This window comes from Sphingomonas rosea, assembly GCF_039538065.1.
Lineage (GTDB): Bacteria > Pseudomonadota > Alphaproteobacteria > Sphingomonadales > Sphingomonadaceae > Sphingomicrobium > Sphingomicrobium rosea.
The window spans coordinates 590013-615832 of the sequence record NZ_BAABBR010000001.1 but is presented as its reverse complement, the minus strand read 5'-3'; the positions used below and the strand labels follow the sequence as shown (position 1 = coordinate 615832).

23 protein-coding genes are annotated in these 25820 nt (G+C 69.0%); 9 read left to right on the top strand and 14 right to left on the bottom strand.

What is annotated here, in order from left to right; translation table 11 throughout:
• Positions 1–12 precede the first annotated feature (12 nt).
• The 3 genes from ABD693_RS03020 to ABD693_RS03010 are packed head-to-tail and all read left to right on the top strand — an operon-like array spanning position 13 to position 4580.
• Complete coding sequence (locus tag ABD693_RS03020; protein ID WP_344695517.1) at positions 13–2178, top strand: type I secretion system permease/ATPase; 2166 nt, start codon at positions 13–15, stop codon at positions 2176–2178.
• A 3-nt stretch (positions 2179–2181) separates the two neighbouring features.
• Entirely contained in the window at positions 2182–3282 is a 1101-nt protein-coding gene (locus ABD693_RS03015; RefSeq protein WP_344695515.1) for a cell wall hydrolase, read from the top strand.
• A gap of 14 nt (positions 3283–3296) precedes the next feature.
• Positions 3297–4580 (top strand): HlyD family type I secretion periplasmic adaptor subunit, encoded by a 1284-nt coding sequence (locus ABD693_RS03010; protein ID WP_344695514.1) that lies wholly within the window; start codon positions 3297–3299, stop codon positions 4578–4580.
• Between the two features lie 4 nt (positions 4581–4584).
• On the opposite strand, the gene ABD693_RS03005 is transcribed toward ABD693_RS03010, so the two are convergent.
• Both ABD693_RS03005 and ABD693_RS03000 read right to left on the bottom strand, forming a co-directional pair.
• Complete coding sequence (locus ABD693_RS03005) at positions 4585–5547, bottom strand: transglutaminase-like cysteine peptidase (RefSeq protein ID WP_344695513.1); 963 nt, start codon at positions 5545–5547, stop codon at positions 4585–4587.
• Between the two features lie 74 nt (positions 5548–5621).
• Positions 5622–6398, bottom strand: coding sequence for an alpha/beta fold hydrolase (locus tag ABD693_RS03000; RefSeq protein WP_344695512.1), 777 nt, complete (start codon positions 6396–6398; stop codon positions 5622–5624).
• A 50-nt stretch (positions 6399–6448) separates the two neighbouring features.
• Here ABD693_RS03000 and ABD693_RS02995 point away from each other — a divergent pair, with 50 nt between their 5' ends.
• The 3 genes from ABD693_RS02995 to ABD693_RS02985 all read left to right on the top strand — a co-directional run bounded on the left by ABD693_RS02995 (position 6449) and on the right by ABD693_RS02985 (position 9879).
• On the top strand, positions 6449–6943 hold the full coding sequence (locus ABD693_RS02995; RefSeq protein ID WP_344695511.1) for a (2Fe-2S)-binding protein: 495 nt from the start codon (positions 6449–6451) through the stop codon (positions 6941–6943).
• Between the two features lie 60 nt (positions 6944–7003).
• A complete protein-coding gene (locus ABD693_RS02990) occupies positions 7004–7933 on the top strand; it encodes an RcnB family protein (protein ID WP_344695510.1) in 930 nt (309 codons plus the stop codon).
• Between the two features lie 92 nt (positions 7934–8025).
• Positions 8026–9879: a DUF885 domain-containing protein gene (locus ABD693_RS02985; RefSeq protein WP_344695509.1), complete on the top strand. Its 1854-nt coding sequence runs from the start codon at positions 8026–8028 to the stop codon at positions 9877–9879.
• Between the two features lie 167 nt (positions 9880–10046).
• On the opposite strand, the gene ABD693_RS02980 is transcribed toward ABD693_RS02985, so the two are convergent.
• From ABD693_RS02980 to ABD693_RS02970, 3 genes are all read right to left on the bottom strand, one after another.
• The gene (locus ABD693_RS02980; protein WP_344695508.1) at positions 10047–11432 is read right to left on the bottom strand and encodes a protoglobin domain-containing protein; all 1386 of its coding nucleotides are present in this window, start codon (positions 11430–11432) and stop codon (positions 10047–10049) included.
• A 151-nt stretch (positions 11433–11583) separates the two neighbouring features.
• A complete protein-coding gene (locus ABD693_RS02975; RefSeq protein ID WP_344695507.1) occupies positions 11584–12042 on the bottom strand; it encodes a hypothetical protein in 459 nt (152 codons plus the stop codon).
• Between the two features lie 97 nt (positions 12043–12139).
• Positions 12140–13717 (bottom strand): lysine--tRNA ligase, encoded by a 1578-nt coding sequence (locus ABD693_RS02970; RefSeq protein WP_344695506.1) that lies wholly within the window; start codon positions 13715–13717, stop codon positions 12140–12142.
• 913 nt (positions 13718–14630) lie between these two features.
• On the opposite strand from ABD693_RS02970, the gene ABD693_RS02965 reads away from it, so the two are divergent.
• Positions 14631–14870: a DUF7336 domain-containing protein gene (locus ABD693_RS02965; protein ID WP_344695505.1), complete on the top strand. Its 240-nt coding sequence runs from the start codon at positions 14631–14633 to the stop codon at positions 14868–14870.
• Positions 14871–14964: 94 nt separating this feature from the next.
• Positions 14965–17682 carry an ATP-dependent DNA helicase gene (locus tag ABD693_RS02960; protein ID WP_344695504.1) on the top strand — a complete coding sequence of 906 codons (2718 nt, stop codon included), beginning with the start codon at positions 14965–14967 and terminating at the stop codon, positions 17680–17682.
• Positions 17683–17730: 48 nt separating this feature from the next.
• Here ABD693_RS02960 and ABD693_RS02955 read toward each other — a convergent pair whose 3' ends face one another.
• The 7 genes from ABD693_RS02955 to ABD693_RS02925 form a co-directional block, all read right to left on the bottom strand.
• Entirely contained in the window at positions 17731–18072 is a 342-nt protein-coding gene (locus tag ABD693_RS02955; RefSeq protein ID WP_344695503.1) for a MerR family transcriptional regulator, read from the bottom strand.
• A gap of 2 nt (positions 18073–18074) precedes the next feature.
• Complete coding sequence (locus ABD693_RS02950; protein ID WP_344695502.1) at positions 18075–18410, bottom strand: integration host factor subunit alpha; 336 nt, start codon at positions 18408–18410, stop codon at positions 18075–18077.
• Positions 18411–18525: 115 nt separating this feature from the next.
• The gene (locus tag ABD693_RS02945) at positions 18526–19488 is read right to left on the bottom strand and encodes a beta-ketoacyl-ACP synthase III (RefSeq protein ID WP_344695501.1); all 963 of its coding nucleotides are present in this window, start codon (positions 19486–19488) and stop codon (positions 18526–18528) included.
• 3 nt (positions 19489–19491) lie between these two features.
• A complete protein-coding gene (gene plsX / locus ABD693_RS02940; protein WP_344697558.1) occupies positions 19492–20538 on the bottom strand; it encodes a phosphate acyltransferase PlsX in 1047 nt (348 codons plus the stop codon).
• Positions 20539–20577: 39 nt separating this feature from the next.
• Positions 20578–20757: a 50S ribosomal protein L32 gene (gene rpmF / locus ABD693_RS02935; protein ID WP_029941941.1), complete on the bottom strand. Its 180-nt coding sequence runs from the start codon at positions 20755–20757 to the stop codon at positions 20578–20580.
• A 144-nt stretch (positions 20758–20901) separates the two neighbouring features.
• A complete protein-coding gene (locus ABD693_RS02930) occupies positions 20902–21558 on the bottom strand; it encodes an MBL fold metallo-hydrolase (RefSeq protein ID WP_344695500.1) in 657 nt (218 codons plus the stop codon).
• 10 nt (positions 21559–21568) lie between these two features.
• A complete protein-coding gene (locus ABD693_RS02925) occupies positions 21569–22828 on the bottom strand; it encodes a dipeptidase (RefSeq protein WP_344695498.1) in 1260 nt (419 codons plus the stop codon).
• Positions 22829–22876: 48 nt separating this feature from the next.
• On the opposite strand from ABD693_RS02925, the gene pabB reads away from it, so the two are divergent.
• Positions 22877–24592, top strand: a complete 1716-nt coding sequence (gene pabB / locus ABD693_RS02920) for an aminodeoxychorismate synthase component I (RefSeq protein WP_344695497.1) — start codon at positions 22877–22879, stop codon at positions 24590–24592.
• Here the strand turns inward: pabB and pdeM are convergent.
• Both pdeM and ABD693_RS02910 read right to left on the bottom strand, forming a co-directional pair.
• Positions 24589–25251 (bottom strand): ligase-associated DNA damage response endonuclease PdeM, encoded by a 663-nt coding sequence (gene pdeM, locus ABD693_RS02915; RefSeq protein ID WP_344695496.1) that lies wholly within the window; start codon positions 25249–25251, stop codon positions 24589–24591. The genes pabB and pdeM overlap by 4 nt on opposite strands.
• 41 nt (positions 25252–25292) lie before the next feature.
• A complete protein-coding gene (locus ABD693_RS02910; RefSeq protein ID WP_344695495.1) occupies positions 25293–25748 on the bottom strand; it encodes a 3'-5' exonuclease family protein in 456 nt (151 codons plus the stop codon).
• Positions 25749–25820 lie beyond the last annotated feature (72 nt).

Below are 25820 nucleotides of genomic sequence, written 5' to 3'. Positions count from 1 at the left end.
GAGGATTGTCCGTTGAGCTTCGTCAATCTGGTGGAAGCCTCGTCCAACGAGGCACTCGACCCCGTCCTCGACTGCCTTGCCTATCTCGCGCGCGCAGCGGACCGGCCTTCGTCGCCTGTCCTGCTGCGCGCCGGACTGGCGCTCAATTCGCAGGGGCTGCTGCCCTTCCACCAGGTCGAGCCGGCGCTCGAGCAGGTGGGGATGCGCGGGCATCCGCTGACCCGCAATCTCAAGGGCTGGCCCACGGCGCGGTTGCCCGCGATCCTCGAGCTCGAGGACGATCGTGCGCTGGTCCTCAACGAACTGAACGGCCGCGAGGCGCTCGTCTACGTGCCCGGCGCGGCCGAGCCGATCTGGGTTGAGGCGAGCGAGATCGAGCCGCTGTTCACCGGCCGCGCGGTGCACGTCGAGGCCGACCCGACGCAGGAACGCGCCGGCGAACGGCCATGGGACCGGGCCAAGCGCGTCCACTGGTTCTGGAGCGAGGTCAACAAGATCCGCGGCGAATTCCGCCCGGTGCTGCTCGCCGCCCTGGTGGTGAACCTGCTCGCCTTCGCGGTGCCGTTGTTCACCATGCACGTCTACGACCGGGTCATCCCCAACAAGGCGATCCCGACCCTGTGGGTGCTGGCGCTTGGCGTCCTCCTTGCGCTCGGGCTCGACTTCATGCTCCGGCTCGCCCGCGCGCAGCTTATCGACGAAGTCGGCCGCAAGCTCGACGCCAAGCTTAGCCAGAAGCTGTTCGAGAAGATCATGAACATCCCGCTCGCCGAGCGCGCGGGAAGCACCGGCGCCATGGCCCGCCGGGTCAGCGAATATGAGACGGTGCGCGACTTCTTCGCCTCGACCACCGTGGTGCTCGCGGTCGACGTCATGTTCCTGTTCGTCTTCCTGATCCTCATCACCGTGCTCGCCGGCTGGCTGGTGCTGGTGCCGCTCGTCGGCATGGCCGTGATGCTGCTCGCAGGGGTGAGCCTCCAGAAGAGCATGAATCAGGCCGCGCTCGACAGCCTCGCGGATTCGAGCCTTCAGCACAGCGTGCTGGTCGAGAGCATCTCGGGGCTCGAGACGCTCAAGGCCCAGCGTGCCGAAGGGCAGATGCTCGGCCGCTGGCGGCGCCTGGCGGACATGACTGCCGGCACGCAGGAGAAGATGCGCCGCCTGACCAGCATTGCGGTCAATCTCGCCAGCCTGTCGCAGCAGCTGATCTCGATCGGCCTGCTGATCGGTGGGTTTTACATGTTCAACGCCGGCCTGATGAGCATGGGCGCGATCATCGCGATCGTCATGCTCGCAGGCCGTGCGTTGTCGCCGGTCGGCCAGTTCGCCTTCCTCATCACGCGGGGCAAGCAGGCGTTCACCACGCTCGCCAGCCTCCAGCGGATGATGGAATCGGGTGACGAGCGGGTCAGCGCCGCGCGCTCGATCGTGCCCGAGATCCGCAACGGCCACCTCGCGCTCGAGCATGTCGGCTTCCGCTATCCGACCGCCGCGCGCGACAGCCTCAGCGACATCAACCTCGTGATCCGCCCGGGCGAGAAGATCGGCATCATCGGCCGCGTGGCCTCGGGCAAGTCGACGCTCGGCCGGCTGCTCTGCGGCCTGTATGCGCCGACCGATGGCGTGCTGACCGTCGATGGCCTCGACAGCCGCCAATATCACCCGCACCAGCTGCGCGACGCCTTCCGCTTCGTCGGCCAGGACGCCGAGCTTTTCTCGGGCTCGGTCCGCGACAACCTGCTGCTTGGCGGCGCGCGCGCGACCGACGAGGAAATGATCGACGCGGTTCAGCGCTCGGGTGCCGACATCTTCCTGTCGCGCGATGCGGCTGGCTTCGACCTGCCGGTGGGTGAGCGCGGGGCGCTGCTCTCGGGCGGCCAGCGCGCGCTGCTGGTCCTCGCCCGCGCGCTCGTCAGCGACAGCCGGATGCTGTTCCTCGACGAGCCGACCGGCGCGATGGATACGCAGACCGAGGCCTATTTCATCGACAAGCTCAAGACTGCGCTCAAGCCCGACCAGACGCTCGTCGTCGCCACCCACCGCCACCAGATGCTGTCGATCGTCGACCGCCTGCTGGTGATCGACGGCGGGCGGATCATCGCCGACGGTCCGGTCGACCAAGTGCTCGGTCGGCTGCGCGACGCTGCCGCGGCGCAGGCCCGGCCACAGGAGGCCTGAGCCATGACCTCGCTCGCCCTCCTCCAGCGTCGCGCCGCCATCCGCTTCGCCAGCCTGCGCTGGGACGTGCTGCTCGGCGGCGCGCTCGGCCTTGCGATCCTCGTCGGGCTGGCCGTCACCTATGCGGCGACCATGCGTAATCCGGCCGAAGCGGCGCCGGTCGCATCGCTGCCGATGACGCAGGCCAAGGCCGCGGTGCTGCTCGCCGCGACCACCGGCGACCAGGCGCAGCAGGTCCGCGCCACCGGTGCCGAGGCCGAGCAGATCAATGCCGCGCTCCCCTTCAGCGGCGCGCCCGTCCAGGCCGCCGCGCCCTTCATGGCGCCGACCGGCGGCACCGCCTACGACCGCGCGCTTACCTGCCTGACGCAGGCAGTCTATTACGAAGCGGGATTCGAGCCGCTCGAGGGCCGCCGCGCGGTCGCGCAGGTGATCCTCAACCGCATGCGCCATCCCGCTTTCCCCAAGTCGGTCTGCGGGGTCGTCTACCAGCGCAATTCGACGCCCATCTGCCAGTTCACCTTCGTCTGCGACGGTTCGCTCAACCGTGCGCCCGCTGCTGGCGCCTGGGCCGAGGCGCGCCGCGTCGCCGCAGCGGCGCTCGCCGGCTATGTCGACGGCGCGGTCGGACAGGCGACGCATTATCATGCCGACTATGTCGCGCCCTACTGGGCGCCGATGCTCGCCAAGATCACCAAGATCGGCGCGCACATCTTCTATCGCTGGCCGGGCGCCTGGGGCCAGCGCGGCGCCTTCACCGGCCGCTACATCGGCGAGCCGAACGATCCCGCGTCGCTTCGCCCGGCGATCCGCCCGGCGATCCTCGCGGGCGGCGAGACCATCGCCGCCGCCGACGTGCCTCCCGCGCAGCTGACCTTCGAGCAGGACAAGACGATCCGCCGCGCCTCGAACGACGTCGGCGGGCTGCTCGACACCAGCAAGGGCTGGCGCCTGTCGATCCCCGATCCGCAGGCAACCGCCAATCGTGCGCGCGCGACGCTCGCCGCGCAGGAGCAATCCACTCCCCTTCCGCGTGACGCGGCCACGGTTGCCGCCGTCACCAGCGCGAGCAGCGGTTCGGCCGCGCTCGCCAGCAATCAGTAACAGGCGTGAACCAAATGGCCTCCATCCCCTTCGCTCCCGCCGCCGGCCAGTCCCGCCGCCACGGCCGCGCCCCGCTGACGGGCTCGCGCAAGATCATCCTTTACAGCGCGATCGGCTTCTTCCTCTTCCTCGTCTGGTCGATGATCGCCCATGTCGACGAAGCCACGCACGGGCAGGGCAAGGTCATCCCGACCAGCAAGGTCCAGCTGATCCAGTCGTCCGAGCCGGCGACAGTGCGCGAGATCCTCGTTCGCTCGGGCGAACGGGTGAAGGCGGGCCAGCTCCTCGTTCGCCTCGACGATACGCAGTCGAGTTCGGAACTCGGCCAGATCGAGGCCGAGACGCAGGCGCTGCAGCAGCGCGCGAGCCGCCTCGGCAGCGAAGGCGGAGTCGCCTCGACCTCGGTCAGCGGTGACGAAGGCGCCCTGCTCCAAGCCCGCCGCGGCGCGCTGTCGGGCCGGCTGAGCGCGCTCAACGCCACCGCCGAACAGCGTCGACGCGAGGCCGCCGAGGCCGCCGCGACGATCAACAGCCTCGGCCAGAGCCTCAAGCTCGCGCAGGACAATGTGAACCGACTGGCCCCGCTCGCGGCCAAGAACATCGTGCCTCAGACCGAGCTCGCCACCGCGCAGCGCGAAGTGGTCGACCTCCAGGGCCGCATTGCGGCTGCGCGCGAACAGCAGGGTCGGGCCATGGCGGCGGTGGGCGAAGCGCGTGCGCAGGCCGCCGAGGCCAGCGCCCAATTCCGCCAGGACGCCTTGAACGAGCGCAGCCAGGTCACGCAGAAGATCGCCATCAACGAGCAGACGTTGCGCGGGGCGCAGGGGCGGCTCAGCCGGACCGAGATCCGCTCGCCGGTCGATGGCGTCGTCAACGACGTCCAGATCACCACGCGCGGCGGATTTGTCCAGGCCGGGCAGAAGATCATGGAAGTCGTGCCGACGGGCGACAAGCTGCTGGTCGAGACTCGCGTGAAGCCTAGCGACATCGCCTTCATCAAGGTCGGCGATCGCGCGCTGGTGAAGGTCACCGCCTATGATTTCTCGATCTACGGCGGGCTCGAGGGCAAGGTCGTCCAGGTCAGCGCCGACTCGATCTACGACGAGGCGACGCGCGAGGCCTATTTCAACGTCATCGTCGAGACCGAGCGGAGCTATCTGACGACGGCGGGGCGACGGCTACCGATCACGCCGGGCATGATGACCGACACGCAGATCATCACCGGCCGCAAGACGATCCTCACCTATCTTCTGAAGCCGGTGCTCAAGGCCAAGAGCGACGCCCTGACCGAACGCTAGCGCTTCAGCCGAGCAGCGCGGGGCCGAGGTCGGCTTCGGTCACGGTGAAGGTCGTCGATGCGATCTCGACAGCGAGGGTCGGCGCGGCGGCCGGGACCGGCAGGCTCGCGCGGTCGGTGGCCGAGGCATAGACCACCGGCGGACGCTCGACCGGCATGCGATAGCCGTGGGTCCAGCGCCTTCCGCCCGCGTAGCTGAAGATCGGGCGATAGTCGGTGATGTCGGCGGCATCGACGATCCGGTCGGTGCCATTGTCGAGCACCACCAGCCGGCCACCGCTCGCCACCGTCAGCACCGCATGGTCGCTGCGCCGGACGAGATCCTTAACGATGACGAGGTAGAGTTCGCGCTCGGCGAAGCCCGCGGCCCGAAGCAGCTGCAATTTCGCGATCGCATAATCCTCGCAGTCGCCGCGGCCACGTCGGAGCGACTCGGCAGCGCTCTGCCAGACGTCGCTGCGGCCGAACTGGCGGCTGTCGTCCTCGAAGGCGATGCGGGCGTTGACGAAACGATTGACTAGATCGATCCGCTCGGCGGCCGGGCGGTCGCGCAGCGCGGCGGCGAAGCGCGCGCTGGCGGCGTCGAGCGGGCGATGCTCGACGTTGCGGAAACGCTGGTCGAGCGGCGTTCCCGATACGGGAAGCGCGACCGAGCCGAACACGTCGGGGCGATCGGTCGCGACCGCGGCGCGCTGGAGCCGGATCGGGGTTGCCGACCACGGCGAGCGAAGCACCGCGGGCGTCGCGGCCGGGAGGACGGCGGCGGTCTCGACCACCGGCGCGGCGAGGCCCTGCTGCTGCGCCATCAACTGCGCGAGGCGGCTGCCGGTGCCGAGCAGGGCTTCGCTCTTGGCGGCAAAGCTCGCGCTCACGGCGTAAGGCGAGGAGGCGCTCTGGGCGAGCGCAGGGCTCGGCGCCAGAAGCGCGACGGCAGCAAGGCCGAGGACGGCGGTAAGGCTCTTGTCCATGGCGCCGGTTGTCGCAGGACAAGGCGAACAACCGCTTTCCGCCGATGGTTAAAGCCCCGGTAAGGCTGCGAATGTCAGTCCAGATCGGAGAGGAACGCCTCGACAACGCGATCGAAGATCCGCGGCTGCTCGAGATTGGGGAGATGGCCGGCGCCGGTGATCTCCACCAGTCCGGCATGCGGGATGAGCGTCTTGAGCTCCTCCGACAGCGCGGGCGGGGTGATCCGGTCCTCGCTGCCGTAAAGGATCAGCGTCGGCACCGCGATCGCGCGTGCTTCTGCCCGCTGGTCGGCGAGCCAGACCGCTTCGGCGGCGATTCCATAGGCTGCGGGATCGATCCGGCTCATGGTTTCGATCACCCCCGCGCGGATCGCGGGGTCGGCGGGTTCGGCGAGCAGCGCACCGGCCCGCGTCTCGGCAAGCCCAGACATGCCCAGACTGGCCGCACCGGCGAGCGAGCGGTCGTAGATCGCGCGGCCCTCGGGATGAACGGCGAAGGTATCGGCAAGGACGAGGCTCGCGATCCGCCCGGGGGCGAGCGCATGCATCGCGATCGCGATCACCCCGCCGAGGCTGAGCCCGCAGACATGCGCCCGCTCGATCCCGAGCGCGTCGAGCGTCGCCAGCGCCGCCTCGGCGAAGGTCACGCGGGTCGCGCCTTCGATGAAGCCGCTGTCGCCATAACCCGGAAAGTCGATCGCGAACGTGTGGCGGGATTGGCCGAAATGGGCGACCTGGCCGTCCCACGCATGCCGGTCCGACCCGACGCCGTGGAGGAAGAGCAGCGGCACGCCGCCCGCTCCCTGCTGCACGATTCCGATGGGGCCGAGGGTGGTCTGGAGCAGGGTCATGATCGTGCCTGCTTGGCATGGGCTCGGCCGCGCGGCTAGACGGAACGGGCATGGCCAAGCTCAGGATCAACGGACAGGCGCTCGAGATCGCGATGGATCCCGCGACGCCCTTGCTGTGGGCGATCCGCGACGCCGCCAATCTGACCGGCACCAAGCAGGGCTGTGGCGGGGCCGGCCGGTGCGGCGCATGCACGGTGATCGTCGACGGCGCGGCGATGCTGAGCTGCGCGGTCCCGATCGGCAGTCTCGAGGGCGCGGATGTCACGACCATCGAAGGGCTCGCCAATCATCCGGTGACGGCGGCGCTGGTGGCCGAGGAAGCGATCCAGTGCGGTTTCTGCATCCCCGGCTTCGCCTGCGCCGCCGCTGCGCTCTTGCAGCAGAACCCGCGGCCCTCGCCCGAGCAGGTCGACGCCCTCCCGAACCTCTGCAGCTGCGGTTGCCAACCACGCCTGCGACGGGCGATCGCGCGCGCCGCCGGCACCATGCTCGCGCCGGCGGCGCCCGGCCCGACACCCCCGCCCGAGATCGTTCCGGCTCGTTAATCATCGGCTCATCCACTCGGGACGAAGCTCCGGTGAACCATCCGCTGGAGCTTTTCGGTCATGCGTCTGTCCCTTGCTGCTCTTCTCCTTCTCGGAACCGCGGTCCCCGCGGTAGCCCAGGATCCCGATCCCCAACCCGTGCAGGAAGCGCAGGCGGCGCCCGCGCCCGAACCCGAGCCGCGTCGCGACACGCCGCCGGTCCGGCACCGGGCGGAGGAGTCGCCCCGGGTGATGCGCGGCGATGGCGGGGGCGAGCGCGCCATGCCCCGCTTCGACCCGCCGCCGCCGCCCCCGGTCATGGTATCGGCGCCCACCGCCGAGTCCACCCGGGCCGCCCCCGATCGCTCGCGCGGCAATGCGTGGCGCGAACAGGCGCGGACCGAGGTCGAGGAGCGGCGCAGCGAACGCCAGCGCGACTGGGTCCGGCCGACCGATGTCGAGGCGCCGCGGCCCGCGGCGACCGACAGCGTCAGCGGCTGGCAATATGAGCGCCGCGACGCCGCGCGCCGCGCCCGCCAGGATCGCGAGGGGGCCATCCAGGTCCCGCCGCCGCGCGAGGAGCCGCGCCGGATCCCCGTGGTCGGGCAGGCGCCGCAGTCGCCCGAGCCGATCCGCGTTCGCCCGGTCCCGGGGGCGATCACCCCGCCCGGCTACGAGCAGCGAGGCGAACGGGTCGACCGTCCGGGCTGGCGCGACGATTGGCGCCGCGACCGGCGGTACGATTGGCGTCGCCAACGCGACCGCGACCGCGGCCGCTTTCATGTCAGCGTCTACATCGATCCGTTCGGCTGGAATTACCGTCCCTACCAGATCGGGTGGCGGCTCCCGTCGCGTTTCTATTCGGCGCGCTACTGGATCCAGGATCCTTGGTATTACCGCCTGCCGCCGGTGAGCGGGCCCTATCGCTGGATCCGCTATTATAACGACGTGCTGCTGGTGGACCTCAGGACCGGCCGCGTGCTCGACACGATCCCGCGCTTCTTCTGGTAGACAGGGCGGGGCGGTTCATCGAAGACGGCGTTGCGGGGCGCGCTCGGGCGCGTCTCGTGACGCCCTGACCTTCATCCGGAGCCGACCCAGCCATGACGATCCGCCGCATCCTTCTCGGCGCCAGCTTGCTCGCGCTCGCCGCCTGCGCGACGACCCGGCCCGAACCGTCCCCGGCTCCGCTGCCCGAGGTCGTTCAGGCCGCGCCCGCACCGAGCGCCGATGAACTGGCCAAGGCCGAGCATGACAAGCTCTTTGCCCTGTTCCAGCGGAGCGACGAGGACGGGCTGAAGCGCAACCCGCTGAACGCGATTTTCCGCGGCGACATGCGCTACGCCGACCGCTTCGGCGACTACATCACCGACGCTTATTATGCCGGCGAGCGGGCGGCGGGCGAGGCCGATCTGGCGGGGCTTGCGGCGATCGACCGGGCCAAGCTCAATCCGACCGACCAGATCGCCTACGACGTGTTCAAGTTCACCACCGAGGATACGCTGCGCGCGCTCCAGCCCGACCTCGTCGCGCTGACGGCGGTGCGGCCGATCAACCATTTCAGCGGCTTCCAGACCTTCTACCCGACCTTTGCCAGCGGTTCGGGCGCGGCGCCGTTCAAGACGCTCGAGGATTACGAGAACAACCTCAAGCGGCACGCGGGCTATGTCGCCTACCTCGACCGCGCGATCGGCCGCTTTCGCGAGGGTGAAGCGAGCGGGGTGGTGGACACCAAGCTGACCGTCCGCAACATGATCGAGCAGTTCGACAACCTCATCAAGCAGAGTCCCAAGCAGTCGAGCTTCATGGGTCCGGTCGCCAAGTTCCCGGACTCGATCTCCGCCGCCGACCGGGCGCGGCTGACCAGGGAATATGAGGCGGCCTACACCGGGCAGATCCGGCCGGTGATGATCCGGATGCGCGACTTCCTGAAGACCGAATATCTGCCCAGGGCGCGCGCGGGTGTCGGTCTGTCGTATATGAAGGGCGGGCCCGAGCTTTACCGCTACCTCGTCAAGTCGACGACCACGCTCGACATGACCCCGGAGGAGATCCACCAGCTTGGCCTCAGCGAAGTCGCGCGGATCAAGGGCGAGATGGAGAAGGTCCGCACCGAGGTCGGCTTCAAGGGCGACCTGCAGGCCTTCTTCGAAGACATGCGGACCAACCCCAAGTTCAAGCCCAAGAGCCGCGAGGCGCTGACGCAGGGCTTCTACGCGATCGGCAAGGAGGTCGACGCCGAGCTTCCCAAATATTTCGCGGTGATGCCCAAGGCGAAGCTCGAGATCCGACCGTACGAGCCGTTCCGCGAGAAGTTCCAGGCCGGCGGCTCCTACGAGAACGGCACGCCCGACGGCTCACGGCCTGGGGTGTTCTATTTCAACGCCTATGACCTGCCGAGCCGGACGACGCCGGGGATGACGACGCTCTATCTGCACGAGGGCTCGCCCGGGCACCACTTCCAGATCAGCCTCGCGCAGGAGAATGAGGCGCTGCCGGCGTTCATGCGGTTCGGCGGGAACACCGCGTTCGTCGAGGGCTGGGCGCTTTATGCCGAGACGCTCGGCTACGACATGGGCTTCTACAAGGATCCCTATCAGCGGATGGGGACGCTCGACGACGAGATGCTGCGCGCGATGCGGCTGGTGGTCGATACCGGCATCCATTCGAAGGGTTGGACCCGCGAGCAGTCGATCAGCTACATGCTGTCGAACAGCGGAATGGGGAAGACCGACGCGACCGCCGAGGTCGAGCGCTACATCGCCATTCCGAGCCAGGCGCTGGCCTACAAGTTGGGCGCGCTGACCATCCAGCGGCTGCGGCGCAAGGCGGAGGCCGAGCTCGGTCCCAAGTTCGACATCCGCGCCTTCCACGACCAGGTGCTCAACACCGGGGCGCTGCCGCTCGCGGTGCTCGAGCAGAAGATCGACCGCTGGATCGCCGCCACCAAGGGGTGAACGGGCGCCGGATCTTCACGATCATCGCGCATAGGCGCCATGGTGGTGAGGGGCGAAGCGGAGGCTTCAGGGTAAGATCGGATCGTTGAAAGAGCTGGGCCGGTGCGAACCGGTCCGGTTATTTCAGCAGGCCAAATCCTACTTTGCAAGTGGCAGGTCGCGCCCGGTCAGGCGGCGCGTGACAGAGCCGCGGCGGCTTCGTGCTGGAGTGCGCGGACGGGGTTGCGCGCGGCGCCCTCGCCAGTCTCGTTGAGGCTCGCGGCCTGCTGCGTCAGGCTGGTCGCCTCGTTGAGGAGGTTGCGCGCCGCGGCGCTAGTCTCCTCGACCATGGCGGCATTCTGCTGGGTCGAGCGGTCCATGCTGGCGATGCTCTCGGTGATCTCGGCGATCGCACGGGCCTGCGCCTGGTTGTCGTCGGCGATCCGGCCGAGCAGCTCGTTCACCTGGGCGACGTCGCCCGAAATGTTGGCCAGCGCGCCATCGACCTTCTCGACGGCCGACACGGCGGAGACCACTTCGGTCTGGGTGACCGTCAGCTGGTCGCGCGCTCGCTTGGCTTCCTCCTCGGCGCGCATGGCGAGCGCGCTGACGAGATCGGCGACCACCGCGAAGCCGCGGCCCGCCTCGCCGGCCCGGCCCGCCTCGACCGCGGCGTTCATCGCCAGCACCCGCGTCTGGAAGGCGATCTTGTCGAGCCCCTCGATCACGCTGTCGATCCCCTTGGCGCTGTCGCTGACGCGGCCCATCGCCTGGACGGCCTCGTCGGCGACGCTGCGGCCCGAGGTGACGACCGCCATGGTCTGATCGGCGCGCGCGACCGTCTCGCCCGCGGCTTGCGCGGTCTGGCGGATGCGCTCGTCCATCTGCGTGATCGACGCCGCGGTCTCCTCGAGCGCGGCGGCGTTGCTTTCGGTCCGGCGGGCGAGATCCTCGCTCGCCTGCGAGATTTCGCGGGCGCCGGAGAAGACGCTCTCGGCGGTGGCCGAGACGGTTTCGAGCAAGGCGCTGAGCGCATGTTCGCGCGCGCCAAGCTTGGCCATGGCGGCGTCGCGTTCGACCTGGCTCTTCTCGAAATACATGGAGATGCAAAGCTCCATGTCGATCAGCGCGGCCTTGACCACGGCAGCGATGAGCGGGAGATCGGCGGACGACCCGCGGCCGAGGCCGAACCGGCCCTTGCCTTCCTCCGACTTGCCGAGGTTGAGGATCAGCTCTTCGACCACCAGGGCGTAGGCGCCGACATACCATTGCGGGGAGAGGCCGATCCGGGCGTGCGTATCGCCGATGCGGCGGGCGCTGGCGTAATAATCCTCGTCGAAGCGACCCGAGGCGAGGCGCTGCCAATGCTTTTGCTGGGCACCCTTGGCGCTGCCCATGTGGGTGCGATCGCGGAAGAAGGCGGCGGTATGCGGGGTCTTCTCGGCGGTGGCGTAGAAGCGGTCGAGGGCGGGCGAGAGGTGACGGGCGATCACGTCCTGTGCCGACGCAAGCCTGGCACGCTGCTCCGCCGTAAAGTCCGTGAAGATCAGCCGCTCGTTCAATTCCTTGACCATGTCACCGCCTGCCGATTGCGCTTTTCCGGCATTGTAGAGGCGGCGCGAGGCAGTCGTGGCGGCGCCGATACCGCCTTTGGGTCAGGTCGACGCGGCGGACGATGGCGAAACCGGCGGCCCGACATAAGCGGGCCGCCTGACTCCGCGCCGGTCAGGCCTCGGGCGAGGCGAAACCGGCCATGTGATCATAGTCGCGGGCGGTCTCGTCGGCCTTCGACTTGTGCGCGAGGATCGGCAGCTGAGATCCCTCTGCGTGCGCGAGGCGAGAGTAATCGTCGAACGCGTAGGTCTGCGTGTCGCTATGCTGGCGATGGTCGACCGGCGAGATGTAGCTGAACGTCACGTCCATGTAGCCGAGCGCCTCCATCCCGGCATAGTCCGGATTGTGGAGGCGCAAGTCCTCGGCCTCGTCGCAGGGCATGTGGCCGGTCGTCGTGGTGGTTTTGGTCACGACACCCCGGCTGACCTTCTTCAACTGGCAGAGCTCGGTCTTGACCGAGGTGATACTCGCCATGACCGGCACGTAATTCATGCTGTGGTCGACCTTCTGGACCACCATCGCGGTGCCGGCGAAAGCCATCAGCCCGCCGAACAGATACAATCGGATCATAGACTAAACCCCCCTTCGTGCCCCGAGCGCCGCGGAAGGTGCGGGCGGAGGCGTAAAAGGCGGATTAATGCGGGCGCAGCGTTGCCGGCGCCCGCCTTTAGGCTAGCGCGTCGGCGATCAGCTTGCGGCTGTTGTCGATCCCGTAGAGCGCGATGAAGCTGCCGAGGCGGGGGCCCTGGCTCGAGCCGAGGAGCGTCTCGTAGGCGGCCTGGAACCAGTCGCGCAGCTTTTCCTGCCCGTAATGCTGCTTGCCGACCGCGAAGACGCCGTTCTGGATTTCGTCGGCGGGCGCGTCTGGGGCGAGGCTGGCGAGGAACGCGTCGAGGTCGCGGAGTGCGGCGGCTTCTTCGGGGGTCGGCGCGCGGCGGGCGAGGCCGGGGGCGACGAAGTCGCGGGCGTAGGCGACGGCCAGCCCGATCAGCTCGTCGAGTTCGGGGTCGGTCTCGGGCGCGGTGCCCGGCGCATAGCGCTGGACGAAGCGCCAGGCGGTGGCCTTGTCGGCGACGCCGGGGAGCGAGGCGAGGTTCAGGAGCAGCGAGAAGCTGAGGGGGAGGGTCGTCGGCTCCGGCACCTCGCCCTCGTGGATGTGGTGGACGGGATTGCCGAGGCGCTGCTCGACCGGCTGTTCGGGCCAGCGGCCGCGGAACTGCCAGTAGTCGTCGATCGCGCGCGGGATCAGCCCGACGTGGAGGCTCTTGGCCTTCTTCGGCTCACGCCAGAGATAGAATTGGAGGCTGTTCTCGCTGCCGTAGCGGAGCCAGTCCTCGAGCCCGAGGCCATTGCCCTTGGACTTGGAGATCTTCTCGCCCTTTTCGTCGAGGAACATCTCGTAGTTGAAGCCCTCGGGCGGCTTGGCCCCGAGGATTCGGGCGATCTTGCCCGACTGGATGGTCGAATCGATCAGGTCCTTGCCGGCCATCTCATAATCGACGCCGAGCGCGACCCAGCGCATCGCCCAGTCGACCTTCCACTGGAGCTTGGCCATGCCGCCGAGCGCGGACTGGGTGACGTCGCTGCCGTCCTCGTCGGTGAAGGCGATGGTGCCGGCCTCCGCATCGACCACGCGGACGGGGACCTGCAGGACCCGGCCGGTCGAGGGCGAGACGGGGAGGACGGGCGAATAGGTCTGGCGGCGCTCCTCGCGGAGCGTCGGGAGCATCACCCCCATGATGGCGTCGAAGTGGCGCAGGACCGAGCGCAGCGCCGCGTCGAAGCGGCCCGAGGTATAGGCGTCGGTCGCGCTCATGAACTCGTAGTCGAAGCCGAAGCGGTCGAGGAACTGGCGGAGCAGCGCATTATTGTGGTGCGCGAAGCTGTCGTGGCAGCCGAAGGGGTCGGGGACCTTCGTCAGCGGCTTGCCGAGCGCGGCGGCGAGGACCTCGCCGTTGGGCACGTTGTCGGGGACCTTGCGGAGCCCGTCCATGTCGTCGCTGAAGGCGATCAGCCGGGTCGGCGCGCCGGTCAGCGCTTCATAGGCGCGGCGGACCCAGGTGGTGCGCAGGACCTCGGTGAAGGTGCCGATATGGGGGAGGCCCGAAGGGCCGTAACCGGTCTCGAAGATGACCGGTTCGCCGTTCGGCTTGCCCTGCGGATAGCGCGCGACGAGCTTGCGGGCTTCCTCGAAGGGCCAGGCCTTGGAGGTGAGGGCGGCGGAACGGAGCGCGTCGTCGGTCATGGTGAAATGCGAATGCACATGTTGCAGGTGCGAAGGCAAGGGGCGGGGCGGGTGGCAAGTTGGTAAGGGGCGGGCGAGGTTGTCGAAGGTGACACAGGGTCGGGGGGGGGGGCGCGGCGGTTGCCAGCGGCCGAACATGAACAAGGTCTCGAATGTCACAGGGTCGCCGAGTCGTTTTCGGTGACGGAGAGCTGGCGAAGTCAAAGAGCGGACGAACCTTTGGGGTTCGTTGCAGCATTTGAAATCCTACTTTGCAAGTGAGCGGGGCGAATGTCCGCTTTCGACCCATTGCGGACATTAGAGCGTCTCAGTTCACGCGTTTGATGAACGCGTCAGACGGACCTAGTCCGCACAGCCCCTTTCGGCAGGGGAGTTTACTATCGATCCGATCCCTAATCTGGCGAGCAAGCGCACAGTTTCTCGTTTCCGGACTGAACACCGCGAAGACAGGAGACTTTCTCGAACCACCGTTGTCTCTGAGTCGGGTTTCGAGATCAGTCAGGTATTCGGTGAATGTCTCCTCACTCACCGGCATCCCGTTCCAGCTGAGCTGATCGCCGTGTAGTTCAATCAGGAGCGGGGTCATGTCGCTCACGTTGCCGGCGTCAGTTGTTCGCCAGCCCGGAAGCGCGGGAACACACTCCTCATGAAGGGGCTCCTGCCTACAAGCAAGCAGAGTTGCGGAGGCCAGAACGGCGAGCGCGGCGTACCTCATCGGTCTACAATCTACTGGAGGACGAAAGTGCAGCAAGTGTCCGCCTTCCACCCAATGCGGACGCTGGCACGCGGGACCGGCTCGCCCCCAGGGTTCTCCGCGCCTTATCGGGCCTTCGGCCAGCGCTTCATTATGTAACTAATCCGATGTCCGCTTTCCACCCATTGCGGACATTCCCGAAGCAGTTCACTTTGCAGCATGAGCGAACAAATGGATCGGGTGTATGTCCTTCACCATGTCCGCAAGGATGATGAGTATGGAGACGACGCCAAACTGATTGGCGTTTACCGCTCTCAACAGGCCGTTGACCTAACAATCGCTAGACTAGCCGAACAACCGGGCTTTCGTGACTATCCGGAAGGTTTCAGCACCGACGCTTACGAGCTAGATAAAGATCATTGGTCAGAAGGCTTCGGCGATCCTTCCGACCTCCGTTGAGCACAATCTCACCAATGTCCGCAGTCCACCCATAGCGGACATTAGCGCGGCTTCCTCGTTGCCCTTTCGTTCTCGCCTCGCCACATAGGCTGGCGTGTCCCCCTCCCTCTCCCTCTCCCTTCCTGCCCTCCACGCGAGCCATGCCGGTATCTGGCTGGTCGGCCCGGACGGCGTGCGGGCGGTCGGGCGGGGGGAGGCGATCCGGGCGGTGGCGGAGACTCCGCACCTGATCCTGAATGCGCCGCTGACGGGGCAGCGGCTCGGCTATCCCGAGGTGAGCGGGCTCGACCTGCTCGAACTGTTCGCCTTCGTTCATCCGGCGCGCTTCGTGGTGCCGACGGTGGCGGGGCTGGCGGGGTGGTGCGGGCTCGAGGCGCCGGCCGACGAGGGGGCGCAGGCGGCGCTCCTGCCGACGATCGCGAACCGGCTGCTGGCGGTGCTGGGCGGCGACTGGGCCGAGCGCGAGGGTGCGTGGACCAGCAACATGACGCTGCAGCGATTGGGCTGGGGCTGGGCGGGGCTGGTCGGGCAGCGCCTCGCCAAGCCCGAGCGCGGCGAGCGAATGCTGTTCTCGCGATTGGAGCAGTGGGAGGAGGCGCCCGAACGGCCGCCGGCGCGGATGATCCGGCTGGGCGACGGTGAGGCCGAGGCGCGGCTCCGGCAGCTGACGGGCAAGGGGGCCGAGAGCCGCGACGGGCAGCGGGCGTTCGCGGCGGCCGCGGCCCATGCCTTCGCCCCGCGCGACCGGCGCGATGCGCCCAACCTCCTGCTCGCCGAGGCGGGCACGGGGATCGGCAAGACACTCGGCTATCTCGCGCCCGCCTCGCTGTGGGCGGAGAAGGCGGGGGGCACGGTGTGGGTCTCGACCTTCACCAAGGCGCTGCAGCGGCAGCTCGATGCGGAAGGCGCGCGGATCATTCCCGACGCGGCCGAGCGCAAGAAGAAGATCGTGGTCCGCAAGGGGCGCGAGAATTACCTGTGCCTGCTCAATCTCGAGGATGCGCTCCAGGGGTCGTTCAGCGGCCGCGCGGCGATGCTGGCGCAGCTCGTCGGGCGCTGGGCGGCCTACAGCAAGGACGGGGACATGGTCGGCGGCGACCTGCCGGGCTGGCTTCCGAGCCTGTTCCGGCGGGCGGGCGCGACCGCGCTCACCGACCGGCGCGGCGAATGCGTCTATGCCGGCTGCCCGCACTATCGGAAATGCTTCATCGAAAAGGCCGAGCGGGCGAGCCGCGGGGCCGAGCTGGTCATCGCCAACCACGCGCTGGTGATGGTCTCGGCGGCGCGCGGGCGCTTGGGCGGCGGGCTCGAGCGGATCGTGTTCGACGAGGGCCACCACCTGTTCGACGCGGCCGATTCGACCTTTTCGGTCGCGCTGACGGGGGCCGAGACGATCGAGCTTCGGCGCTGGATCATGGGGCCCGAGCGCGCGACCAAGGGGCGGCGGCGGGGGCTCGCGGCGCGGCTGCTCGACGTCTGCTCCTATGACGACGAGGGGGCCGAGGCGCTCGACGCGGCGGTGCAGGCGGCGGGGCTGCTGCCGGCCGACGGCTGGCTCGGCCGGGTGGTCGAGGGGATGCCGATGGGCCCGCTCGAAAGCCTGTTCGCGGCGGTCCGCGACACGGTGCTGGCGCGGGCCCGGGCCGAGGATGCGGGCTACGGGATCGAGACCGAGCTCGCCGAACCCGACGGGCGGCTGGTCGAAGCGGCGGCGAGCGCGCTGGCCGCGCTGGAAGCGATGCAGAAGCCGCTGGCGGCGCTGCGGATGCGGCTGGAGGCGGTGCTGGAAGACTCGCCCGACTGGCTCGACGGGGCGGCGCGGGCGCGGGTCGAGGGCGCGATCGCGGGGCTGACCTGGCGCGGCGGGGCGGTCACGGCGTGGATCCAGCTCCTCGCGCGGATCGGCGGCGCGGCGGACCCCGATTTCGTCGACTGGATGAGCGTCGAGCGGATCGAGGGGCGCGAGCTCGACATCGGGTTGCAGCGGCGCTGGCTCGATCCGACGCGGCCGCTCGCCAAGGCGGTGCTGGAGCCGGCGCAGGGGGTGCTGGTGACGAGCGCGACGCTGCGCGGGGGCGAGGAGGGCTGGGACGTCGCCGACGCGCGGACGGGGGCGACGCACCTGCCCGCGCCGGCCGCGCATTTCCATGCCGCCAGCCCGTTCGATTATGCCGCGAGCGCCGAGGTGCTGGTGGTGACCGACGTCAAGCAGGGGGACCTGGCGGCGCTCGCCAATGCCTACGCGCGGCTGATCGCGGCGGCCGAGGGCGGCACGCTCGGGCTTTTCACGGCGATCGCGCGGCTGAAGGCGGTGCAGGCCCGGATCGCCGACCGGCTGGCGCGCGACCGGTTGCCGCTCCTCGCCCAGCATGTCGATCCGATCGACACGGGGACGTTGGTCGACATGTTCCGCGCCGACCCGCGCGCGAGCCTGCTGGGCACCGATGCCTTACGCGACGGGGTCGACGTGCCGGGCGAATCCTTGCGGCTGGTGGTGATGGAGCGGGTGCCGTGGCCGCGGCCGACGGTGCTGCATGCGGCGCGGCGGCTGGCGGGCGGCGGCTCGGCCTATGACGACCGGGTGGTCAAGGCGCGGCTGGCGCAAGCGTTCGGGCGGCTGATCCGGCGGCAGGGCGACAAGGGCACGTTCGTGATTCTGTCGGCGGCCTGTCCGTCGCGGCTGCTGACGGCCTTTCCGGAGGGGGTGCAGGTCAGCCGCGTGCCGCTCGAGGAAGCGGTGGCGCGGGTCGCGGCTTCGCGGGCTTCGGCAGCAAGTCCCATCGCCCTGACAGAGGTGGAAGGGCGGGCTTGAGCCGTCGGTGATCGTCCTTCGACTTCGCTCAGGACGAACGAACGCTGGTCAGGAAAGGGCGTCGGCCAGCTCGGCGCGGATGCGCTTGAGGGCTCCGACCAGGTTTTCCTCGACCGGGGCCGGTTCGGGGAGGGGGTCCTTGCCGCGCAGGAGCTGCTGGACGCCCTTCACCGTATAGCCCTGCTGGTTGAGCAGGCTGTCGATCTGGCGGAGGAGGGTGACGTCCTCGGGCCGGTAGTAGCGGCGATTGCCCGCGCGCTGCAGCGGCTTCAGTTGCGGGAAGCGCGACTCCCAGTAGCGCAGGATGTGCTGGGCGATGCCCAGTTCAGTGGAGACCTCGCCGATCGTGCGGAAGGCGTGCGGATCCTTGCCGCCCGTGGCGCCGGGCATGACTAACCGCGAGCGATCCGGTCGCGCATCGTCTGACTGGCGCGGAAGGTCATGACGCGGCGCGGCGCGATCGGGACTTCGACGCCGGTCTTGGGATTGCGGCCGATCCGCTCGCCCTTGTCGCGCAGGATGAAGCTGCCGAAGCCCGAAATCTTGACGTTTTCGCCGTGCGAGAGGGCGGCGCACATGTGATGGAGCACGCGCTCGACCATGCTCGCCGACTCGGCGCGGCTGAGGCCCAGCTTCCGGTGCACCGCATCGCCGAGGTCGGCCCTAGTCAGGGTCCCCGCATGCATTTCCGCATTCTGCCCGCTACGCGGGACGCCTGCGTCGGCCATCCTCAACTCCCGCCCTGTTATGGCACGCCCCTTCGCGCCGATGTCGATTGCATAACGGATTAGGCTTCGGTCGGCAAACAGACAATCGCGTGAAAAACTGTTGTCCGCCCGTCCGTTAAACGCAAAGTACCGCCGCGCCCCAGGTGAAGCCGCCGCCCATCGCCTCGAGGACGACCGTGTCGCCGCGCTTGATCCGCCCGTCCTTGACCGCGACGTCGAGAGCCAGCGGCACCGACGCGGCGGAAGTGTTGGCGTGGCGGTCGACGGTCAGCACGACCCGCTCTGCGGGGAGCCCGAGCTTGCGCGCGGTGGCGTCGATGATCCGGGCATTGGCCTGGTGGGGCACGACCCAGTCGACGTCGTCCGGGGTGAGGTTCGCCGCCGCGATCACCTCGCCGAGCACGTCGGCGAGATTGACGACGGCATGGCGGAAGACCTCGCGGCCCTTCATCCGGAGCTTGCCCACGGTCTGCGTGGTCGAGGGCCCGCCGTCGACATAGAGCATGTCGGCGAAGCGGCCGTCGGCGTGGAGCTTGGTGGCGAGGATCCCGCGATCCTCGGTTTCTTCGGCGCGCAGGACGATCGCCCCCGCGCCGTCGCCGAACAGGACGCAGGTCGTGCGGTCCTCCCAGTCGAGGATCCGGCTGAAGGTCTCGGCACCGATCACCAGCGCGACCTTGGCGTTGCCGCCGCGCAGCATCGAGTCGGCGACCGTCACGGCGTAGAGGAAGCCGGTGCAGACGGCGTGGACGTCGAAGCTGATGCAGTCGAGGATGCCGAGGTTGTGCTGGACCTTGGTCGCGCTGCTCGGGAAGGTGTTGTCGGGCGTCGCGGTGGCGAGCACGATGAGGCCGACGTCGGCGGGCGTCAGGCCGGCGGCCTCGAGCGCCTTGCGGGCGGCCTCGGTGGCGAGGCTGGCGGTGGTTTCGCCCTCGCCCGCGATGTAGCGCGAACGAATGCCGGTGCGCTCGACGATCCACTCGTCGGTGGTGTCGACCTGCGCGGCCAGTTCGGCATTGTCGACGCGGCGGGCCGGAAGCGCGGACCCGACCCCCAGAAAGACACTACGCAAGGGCATGGATCAGGCACTCGTCACGGCAAAGGCGTGGGCACGGAATTCGTCGAGGTCGGAGATGACCTGATTGACGATGTCGCCGCGGACCATCCGGGCGGCGACGGCGATGGCATTGGCGACGCCCTTGGGGGTGGCGCTGCCGTGGCTCTTCACGACGAGGCCGTTCAGCCCGAGGAAGACGGCGCCGTTGTGGTTGTTGGGGTCGAGATGGACCTTGAGCATGTGCAGCGCGGGCTTCGACAGCGCGAAGCCGGCCTTGGAGCGCAGCGACGAGGTGAAGGCGCGGCGCAGGAGGTCGGTGACGAAGCGCGCGGTCCCCTCGGCGGTCTTGAGCGCGATGTTGCCCGAGAAGCCGTCGGTGACGACCACGTCGACATTGCCGCGCGACAGTTGGTCGCCTTCGGTGAAGCCGTCGAACTTCAGCGGAAGATAGTCGGCCTCGCGCAGGATGGCGGCGGCTTCCTTGATCTCGTCGGTGCCCTTCAGCTCCTCGGTGCCGATGTTGAGGAGCTTCACCCGCGGGCGCTTCAAGCCCAGCACGGTGCGGGCATAAGCGGCGCCCATCACGGCGAACTGGACGAGGTTCTGGGCGTCGCTCTCGGTGTTGGCGCCGAGGTCGAGCATGACGAGGTCGTGGGTGCCGAGCGTCGGCAGGAGTGCGGTCAGCGCCGGGCGATCGATCCCGGGCATGGTGCGGAGCGCGAGCTTGCTCATCGCCATCAGCGCGCCGGTGTTCCCGGCGGACAAGGCGGCGTCGGCCTGCCCTTCCTTCACCGCGTTGATCGCGAGGCCCATCGAGGTGGTCCGGGCGCGGCGCAGCGCCTGGCTCGGCTTTTCGTCACCCGCGATGCTGTCGGGCGCGTGGAGGATGGTGGCGGTGCCCGCCGGCAAGGCGAGCGCGGCCATCGCCGGCTCGACCACCGCCTGGTCGCCGACGACGAGGAAGCGCAGCGAGGGATCGGTCTTGAGGGCGCGCTCGAGGCCCCCCAGCATCGCTGAGGGCCCTCCGTCGCCTCCCATGGCATCGATGGCGATCCGCGGAGCGGCCGACAGGTCGGCGCCTGATGTTCCGCGTTTCACGATTGCGCGCTCTTAGGCCTCGGTCGAGACGATCTCGCGGCCGTTATAGTGGCCGCAGGCCTGGCAGAGATTGTGCGGGAGCTTGAGCTCGCCGCAGTTCGGGCATTCCTGGAAGCTCGCCGGGGTCAGCGCGTGATGGCTGCGGCGCATGTTGCGCTTCGAGGGCGAGGTCTTTCTCTTGGGGACGGCCATTGCGGCACCTTGTCACTTGTGTTGCGGTCAAAAAAGAAGGCGACGAACCTGTGCCGGGCTCACCGGATGCGGACACCCGGGGCGGCGACAAGATCATCGCGAACGGACGGGCCTATAGCGGAAAGTCGGCGGGAAGCAAGGGACCTAGGCCAGCACCGCATCGCCCACGAAGGGATTGCTCGCCCGCTCGCGCTCGAAGCTGCTCATCGGGCCGTGGCCCGGAATGAAGATGGTTTCGGGGCCCAAGGGCCAGAGCTTGGTGCGGACCGAATCGAGCAGGGCCTGGTGATCGGAGAGCGGAAAGTCGGTCCGGCCGATCGAACCGGCGAAGAGCACGTCGCCGACCAGCGCGAGGTTCGAGGGAGCATGGTGGAAGATGACGTGGCCCGGGGTGTGGCCCGGCGTGTGGTAGACGTCGAGGACGAGGTTGCCGACGGTCACCTGCTCGCCGTCGGTCAGCCAGCGGCTGGGCTCGAACGGCGAGGCGTCGATCCCGTAGGCGGCGCCGTCGTCGGCGAGGCGGGCGATCCAGAACAGGTCGTCGATGTGCGGGCCCTCGATCGGAACGCCAAGTTCGGCGGCGAGCTGGCCGGCCTGGCCGCAATGGTCGATGTGGCCATGGGTCAGGATGATCTTCTCGACCGTCACGCCGGCCTGCGCGATCGCGGCGCGAAGCTTCGGCAGGTCGCCGCCGGGATCGCACAGCGCGGCCTTGTTGGTCTGGGTGCACCACAGGAGCGTGCAGTTCTGCTGCAGCGGGGTCACCGGAATGACCGCGGCCTTGAGCGGGGGATTGTCCATGGACGCTGCTCTAGTTGGCGGCGGCGGGGCGATCGAGGGTCGCCATCGAGGGCGGCACGTCCTTCATCGCACGGGCGGTGGCTTCCGCCCCGCGCAGGGCGCGTAGGACATTGCCGCCGGCAAGCTTGGCGAGGTCGGCGTCGGACCAGCCGCGGCGGATGAGCTCGGCGAACAGGGTGGGATAGGCCTCGACACCCTCGAGCCCGACGGGGGTGCGCGGGATTCCGTCGAGGTCGCCGCCAATGCCGACATGATCGTGCCCGGCGACGCGGGCGACGTAGTCGATGTGGTCGGCGACGTCCTTGACCCCGACGACCGGACGCGGGTTGGCGGCGACCCAGGCTTCCATCCCCTTGGTGACGGCGGCGGCGCTGGCACGATTGTAGGTCTTGAGGCGCGCCTCCTGGGCGGCAAACTCGCCGTCCCACTTCCACATGGCGGGGCTGAGGAAGCTCGGCACCCAGGTGACCATGACCACGCCGCCATTGGCGGGGAGCATGCGCAGCACGTCGTCGGGGACGTTGCGCGGGTGCGGGTTCACCCCGGCGGCGGAGGAGTGGGAGAAGATGACTGGCGCCTTCGAGGCCGCGATGGCGTCGCGCATCGTCGCGGGGGCGACGTGGCTCAAATCGACCAGCATGCCGAGGCGGTTCATCTCCTTGATGACCTCGAGGCCGAAGGGCGACAGGCCGTCATATTTGGGCTCGTCGGTGCCGGCATCGGCCCATTCGGTGGTCTGGTTGTGGGTCAGCGTCATGTAGCGCGCGCCAAGATCGTAGAAGCGGCGCAGCGCGGCCATCGACCCGCCGATCTGGCGGCCGCCCTCGATGCCGAGCATCGAGCCTACGCGCCCGGCCTTGTGCGCGGCGACCATCTCGTCGGCGCTGCGGGCGAAGCGGAGCGTGTCGGGGTAGGCCGCGATGATCCGGTGCGCGGTGTCGATCTGCTCGATGGTGGTGCGGATGGCGGCGTCGCCGAGCGTGGTGCCGTCGATGTAGACCGACCAGAATTGCCCGCCGACGCGTCCGGCCCTGAGCCGCGCCATGTCGGTCATCAGCGGCGGCTTCCAGCTGGCGGTGCCACTGGCGAGCCCCTCGGTCTTGCTGCCGAAATCCTCGCGCAAGGCCCACGGAAGGTCGTTGTGACCATCGATCAGCGGGGTCGCCTTGAGGATCCGGTCGATCCGCTTCTGCACCGCCGGGTCGACCGGCTGGGCATGGGCGGCGGTGGCGAGGAGCGTGGCGGCGAGGGCGGTCAGGAGCGTGCGCATAAGTGACAGCTTTACGAAGCCGGAGGCTTGCGGGCAAACGGCGGCGACATGACCGGGCCTTTCCTCCTGTTCGACGATGCGCGCCCGGGGGGTGGGGCACGGCTGTATCGCGACCCCGTGGGCGACGTGCGGGCCGATCGGATGGAGGAGGTCGTCCCGGCGCTCGAGCGATTGCAGGCGGCGGTGCGTGGCGGCGCGCATGCCGCGGGATTTCTCGCTTACGAGGCGGGCTATGCGCTCGATCCGGCGCTGGCAGGCGCGGCGCGGCAGGGTGACGGCCCGTTGCTGTGGTTCGGACTGTTCGAGGGGTTCGCCGAGGTCGCGGCCGAGGATGTGCTGCCCGATCCCGCGGGCGCGATCGCTGGCGCGCCGGTGCCGCTCGTCTCCGAGGGCGATTATCGCGCGGCGGTGGGGCGGGTGCATGCGGCGCTGCACGCGGGCGATTATTACCAGGCGAACCTCACCTTCCATTGCGAAGTCGCTGTCGCGGGCGGACCCGCGGCGCTCTATGCCCGGCTCCGGCGGGCGGGCGGCGCGGGCTGGGGCGCGCTGATCCGGCATCCGGACGGATGGCTGGCGAGCCTCAGTCCCGAGCAATTCTTCACGATCCGCGACCGGGTCCTCGAAGCCCGGCCGATGAAGGGGACGGCGGGACCGGCGGCGGATGCTTCGGTGCTGACGGGCGATCCCAAGAACCGGGCCGAGAACCTCATGATCGTCGACCTGCTGCGCAACGACCTCGCCCGCGTCGCCGAGCCGGGCAGCGTCGCGGTGCCCGAACTGTTCGCGGTCGAGCGCTACCCGACGGTCAGCCAGATGGTCAGCCGGGTGACCGCGCGGCTCAAGGACGGGCTCGACGCGGTCGACGTGCTGCGGGCGATCTTCCCTTGCGGGTCGGTGACGGGCGCGCCCAAGGTCGCGGCGATGCTCGCGCTGCGGGAACTCGAGCCTGCGCCCCGCGGCGCCTATTGCGGGTCGGCCGGCTGGATCGAGCCCGGCGGCAATTCCAGTTTCAATGTGCTCATCAGGACTCTCGACATCGGCGCCGATGTCGGCAAAGCGACCCTCGGGCTGGGGTCGGGCATCGTGGTCGACAGCCAGGCCGGGGATGAATGGGCCGAGTGCCTTGCCAAGGGAATTTTCGTGACGCGTGACCGGCCGGCGATCGACCTGATTGAGACCATGCGCTTCGACCCCCACGAGGGGATGGTGGAACTGGACCGGCATCTCGACCGGCTTGGGGCGTCGGCCAGGGCGCTCGGATTCCGGTTCGACCGGCACGGTGCGCGCAACGAACTGCAGGCGGCGACCTTCGGGCGTCGGACCCCGGCGATGGCGCGGCTTCTCCTGTCGCCGACGGGGATGATGGCGGTCGAGGTGCGCGGCCTGCCCGAGCGCATCGCCGAGCCGCTCACGGTGAAGGTGGTGCCGCTGCCGGTCGCCGAGGACGATTACCGGCTGCGCTTCAAGACGACCGACCGCGCCTTCTACGACGAGGCGCGGGCGGCGAGCGGCGTGGACGAAGTGGTGTTCGCCGACGCGGACGGACGGCTGACCGAGGGCAGCTTCACGAGCCTGTTTGTCGAGCGCGATGGCCGATTGCTGACCCCGCCGCTCGACCGCGGGCTGTTGCCGGGCGTTCTGCGCGACAAGCTGATCGGCGAGGGCAAGGCGGTCGAGGCCGACCTCACCGAGGCCGATCTGGAGGGCGGGTTCCTCGTCGGCAACATGGTGCGCGGGCTGATGAAGGCGGGGCTCGCCTAGGCGGCGAGGGGGAAGCGCAGCAGCCGGTCCTTGACCGGGATGAGGGCAGCGGCGGGCGAGCCGACCTTCTTCATGATCTCGCGGTGATTGGCGTCGAGCCCGCCGGTCAGCGCGCCGAAGGCCGGGAAGATGAGCTTGGCGCCGCTCGCGACGAAGCAGCGGCGACTGACCTGCTTGCCGCGCAGCTGGAGGCGAAGCTTGGGATGATAATGGCCCGACATTTCGGGCCGCGCGTCGGTGGGATCGGCCTCGTGGCGAAGAACGATGCCGGCGACGATCGCTTCCTCCATCAGGGTGCCGCCGCAATGGTCGGCGAAGCCGGGGTCGTGGTTGCCGAGGATCCAGGTCCAGTCGAGCCGGCCGGTCAGGGCGAGAAGCATCGCGCGGGCGGTGTCGGGCAGCCGCTCGCAGCCGAACTTGTCGTGGAAGCTGTCGCCGAGGCAGTAGAGCTTCTCGGCGCCCGTGCGGTCGACCAATTCGGTCAGCGCGGCGAGCGTCGCCTGGCTGTCGTACGGCGGCAGGAACTGGCCGAGGCGGGCGTACCAGCTGGCTTTCTCGAGATGCAGGTCGGCGACCAGTAGCGCGCGCTGGTCGGGCCACCACAGGGCACCCTGGGGATCGGCGAGAAATTCGTGACCGGCGAACGAAAGGGGAACCATCGCGGGGCGCTTAACCCGACTTCCCGAGAGGGTGCAACGACTTAGTAGCCACGGTCGACCACATGATCGCGCAGCGCCCGGGCGTCGTGCAGCGCATTGTGCGGGACGGCGCTGTTCCGCGCGGTCGAGAAGCCCGCGAGGTTGAGCAGGCGGAAGGTGAGCGGCGGGACCGTGACCATCTGGCCGTTGCCGGTCAGCAGCGCCTTGCAGAAATAGGCGATGTCGTCGGGCCAGTCGGCGACGATCTCGACGTCTTCGAACGGGCTCAGCCAGCGCGACAGTTCGCGGGCGACATCGGCAGGCGGTTGCGGTTCGGCCCGGAGCGCCTGGGGAACGGTGTCGAGATAGGGGATGACGTGGCGCTCGACCCAGTCGACGCATGGCCGCTCATGCTCGAGGATCGCGTAGAATTCCTCGCTATCGTCATCGGGAACGAGGGCGAGGCTCAGCAAGGCCCCGCCAAAGCCGTCGAACTCGCAGTCGAGGAAATAGCGCATCGGCCTGCTCTGGACGAGGGCGTGACGCTGCGCCAGTCTCGGGCGATCATTATCGGGCAAACGGGGGCGGAC

Coding starts and splice junctions, on each gene's coding strand:
- ABD693_RS02950 (WP_344695502.1), bottom strand. CDS start 18,410: ATGGCCGACGCAGGCGTCCCGCGTAGCGGGCAGAATGCGGAAATGCAT.
- ABD693_RS02980 (WP_344695508.1), bottom strand. CDS start 11,432: ATGGTCAAGGAATTGAACGAGCGGCTGATCTTCACGGACTTTACGGCG.
- ABD693_RS03015 (WP_344695515.1), top strand. CDS start 2,182: ATGACCTCGCTCGCCCTCCTCCAGCGTCGCGCCGCCATCCGCTTCGCC.
- ABD693_RS02970 (WP_344695506.1), bottom strand. CDS start 13,717: ATGACCGACGACGCGCTCCGTTCCGCCGCCCTCACCTCCAAGGCCTGG.
- rpmF (WP_029941941.1), bottom strand. CDS start 20,757: ATGGCCGTCCCCAAGAGAAAGACCTCGCCCTCGAAGCGCAACATGCGC.
- ABD693_RS02925 (WP_344695498.1), bottom strand. CDS start 22,828: ATGCGCACGCTCCTGACCGCCCTCGCCGCCACGCTCCTCGCCACCGCC.
- ABD693_RS03000 (WP_344695512.1), bottom strand. CDS start 6,398: ATGACCCTGCTCCAGACCACCCTCGGCCCCATCGGAATCGTGCAGCAG.
- ABD693_RS02990 (WP_344695510.1), top strand. CDS start 7,004: ATGCGTCTGTCCCTTGCTGCTCTTCTCCTTCTCGGAACCGCGGTCCCC.
- ABD693_RS02975 (WP_344695507.1), bottom strand. CDS start 12,042: ATGATCCGATTGTATCTGTTCGGCGGGCTGATGGCTTTCGCCGGCACC.
- ABD693_RS02955 (WP_344695503.1), bottom strand. CDS start 18,072: ATGCCCGGCGCCACGGGCGGCAAGGATCCGCACGCCTTCCGCACGATC.
- ABD693_RS02910 (WP_344695495.1), bottom strand. CDS start 25,748: ATGCGCTATTTCCTCGACTGCGAGTTCGACGGCTTTGGCGGGGCCTTG.
- ABD693_RS02965 (WP_344695505.1), top strand. CDS start 14,631: ATGAGCGAACAAATGGATCGGGTGTATGTCCTTCACCATGTCCGCAAG.
- ABD693_RS03010 (WP_344695514.1), top strand. CDS start 3,297: ATGGCCTCCATCCCCTTCGCTCCCGCCGCCGGCCAGTCCCGCCGCCAC.
- pabB (WP_344695497.1), top strand. CDS start 22,877: ATGACCGGGCCTTTCCTCCTGTTCGACGATGCGCGCCCGGGGGGTGGG.
- ABD693_RS02945 (WP_344695501.1), bottom strand. CDS start 19,488: ATGCCCTTGCGTAGTGTCTTTCTGGGGGTCGGGTCCGCGCTTCCGGCC.
- ABD693_RS03005 (WP_344695513.1), bottom strand. CDS start 5,547: ATGGACAAGAGCCTTACCGCCGTCCTCGGCCTTGCTGCCGTCGCGCTT.
- ABD693_RS02930 (WP_344695500.1), bottom strand. CDS start 21,558: ATGGACAATCCCCCGCTCAAGGCCGCGGTCATTCCGGTGACCCCGCTG.
- ABD693_RS02985 (WP_344695509.1), top strand. CDS start 8,026: ATGACGATCCGCCGCATCCTTCTCGGCGCCAGCTTGCTCGCGCTCGCC.
- pdeM (WP_344695496.1), bottom strand. CDS start 25,251: ATGGTTCCCCTTTCGTTCGCCGGTCACGAATTTCTCGCCGATCCCCAG.
- ABD693_RS02995 (WP_344695511.1), top strand. CDS start 6,449: ATGGCCAAGCTCAGGATCAACGGACAGGCGCTCGAGATCGCGATGGAT.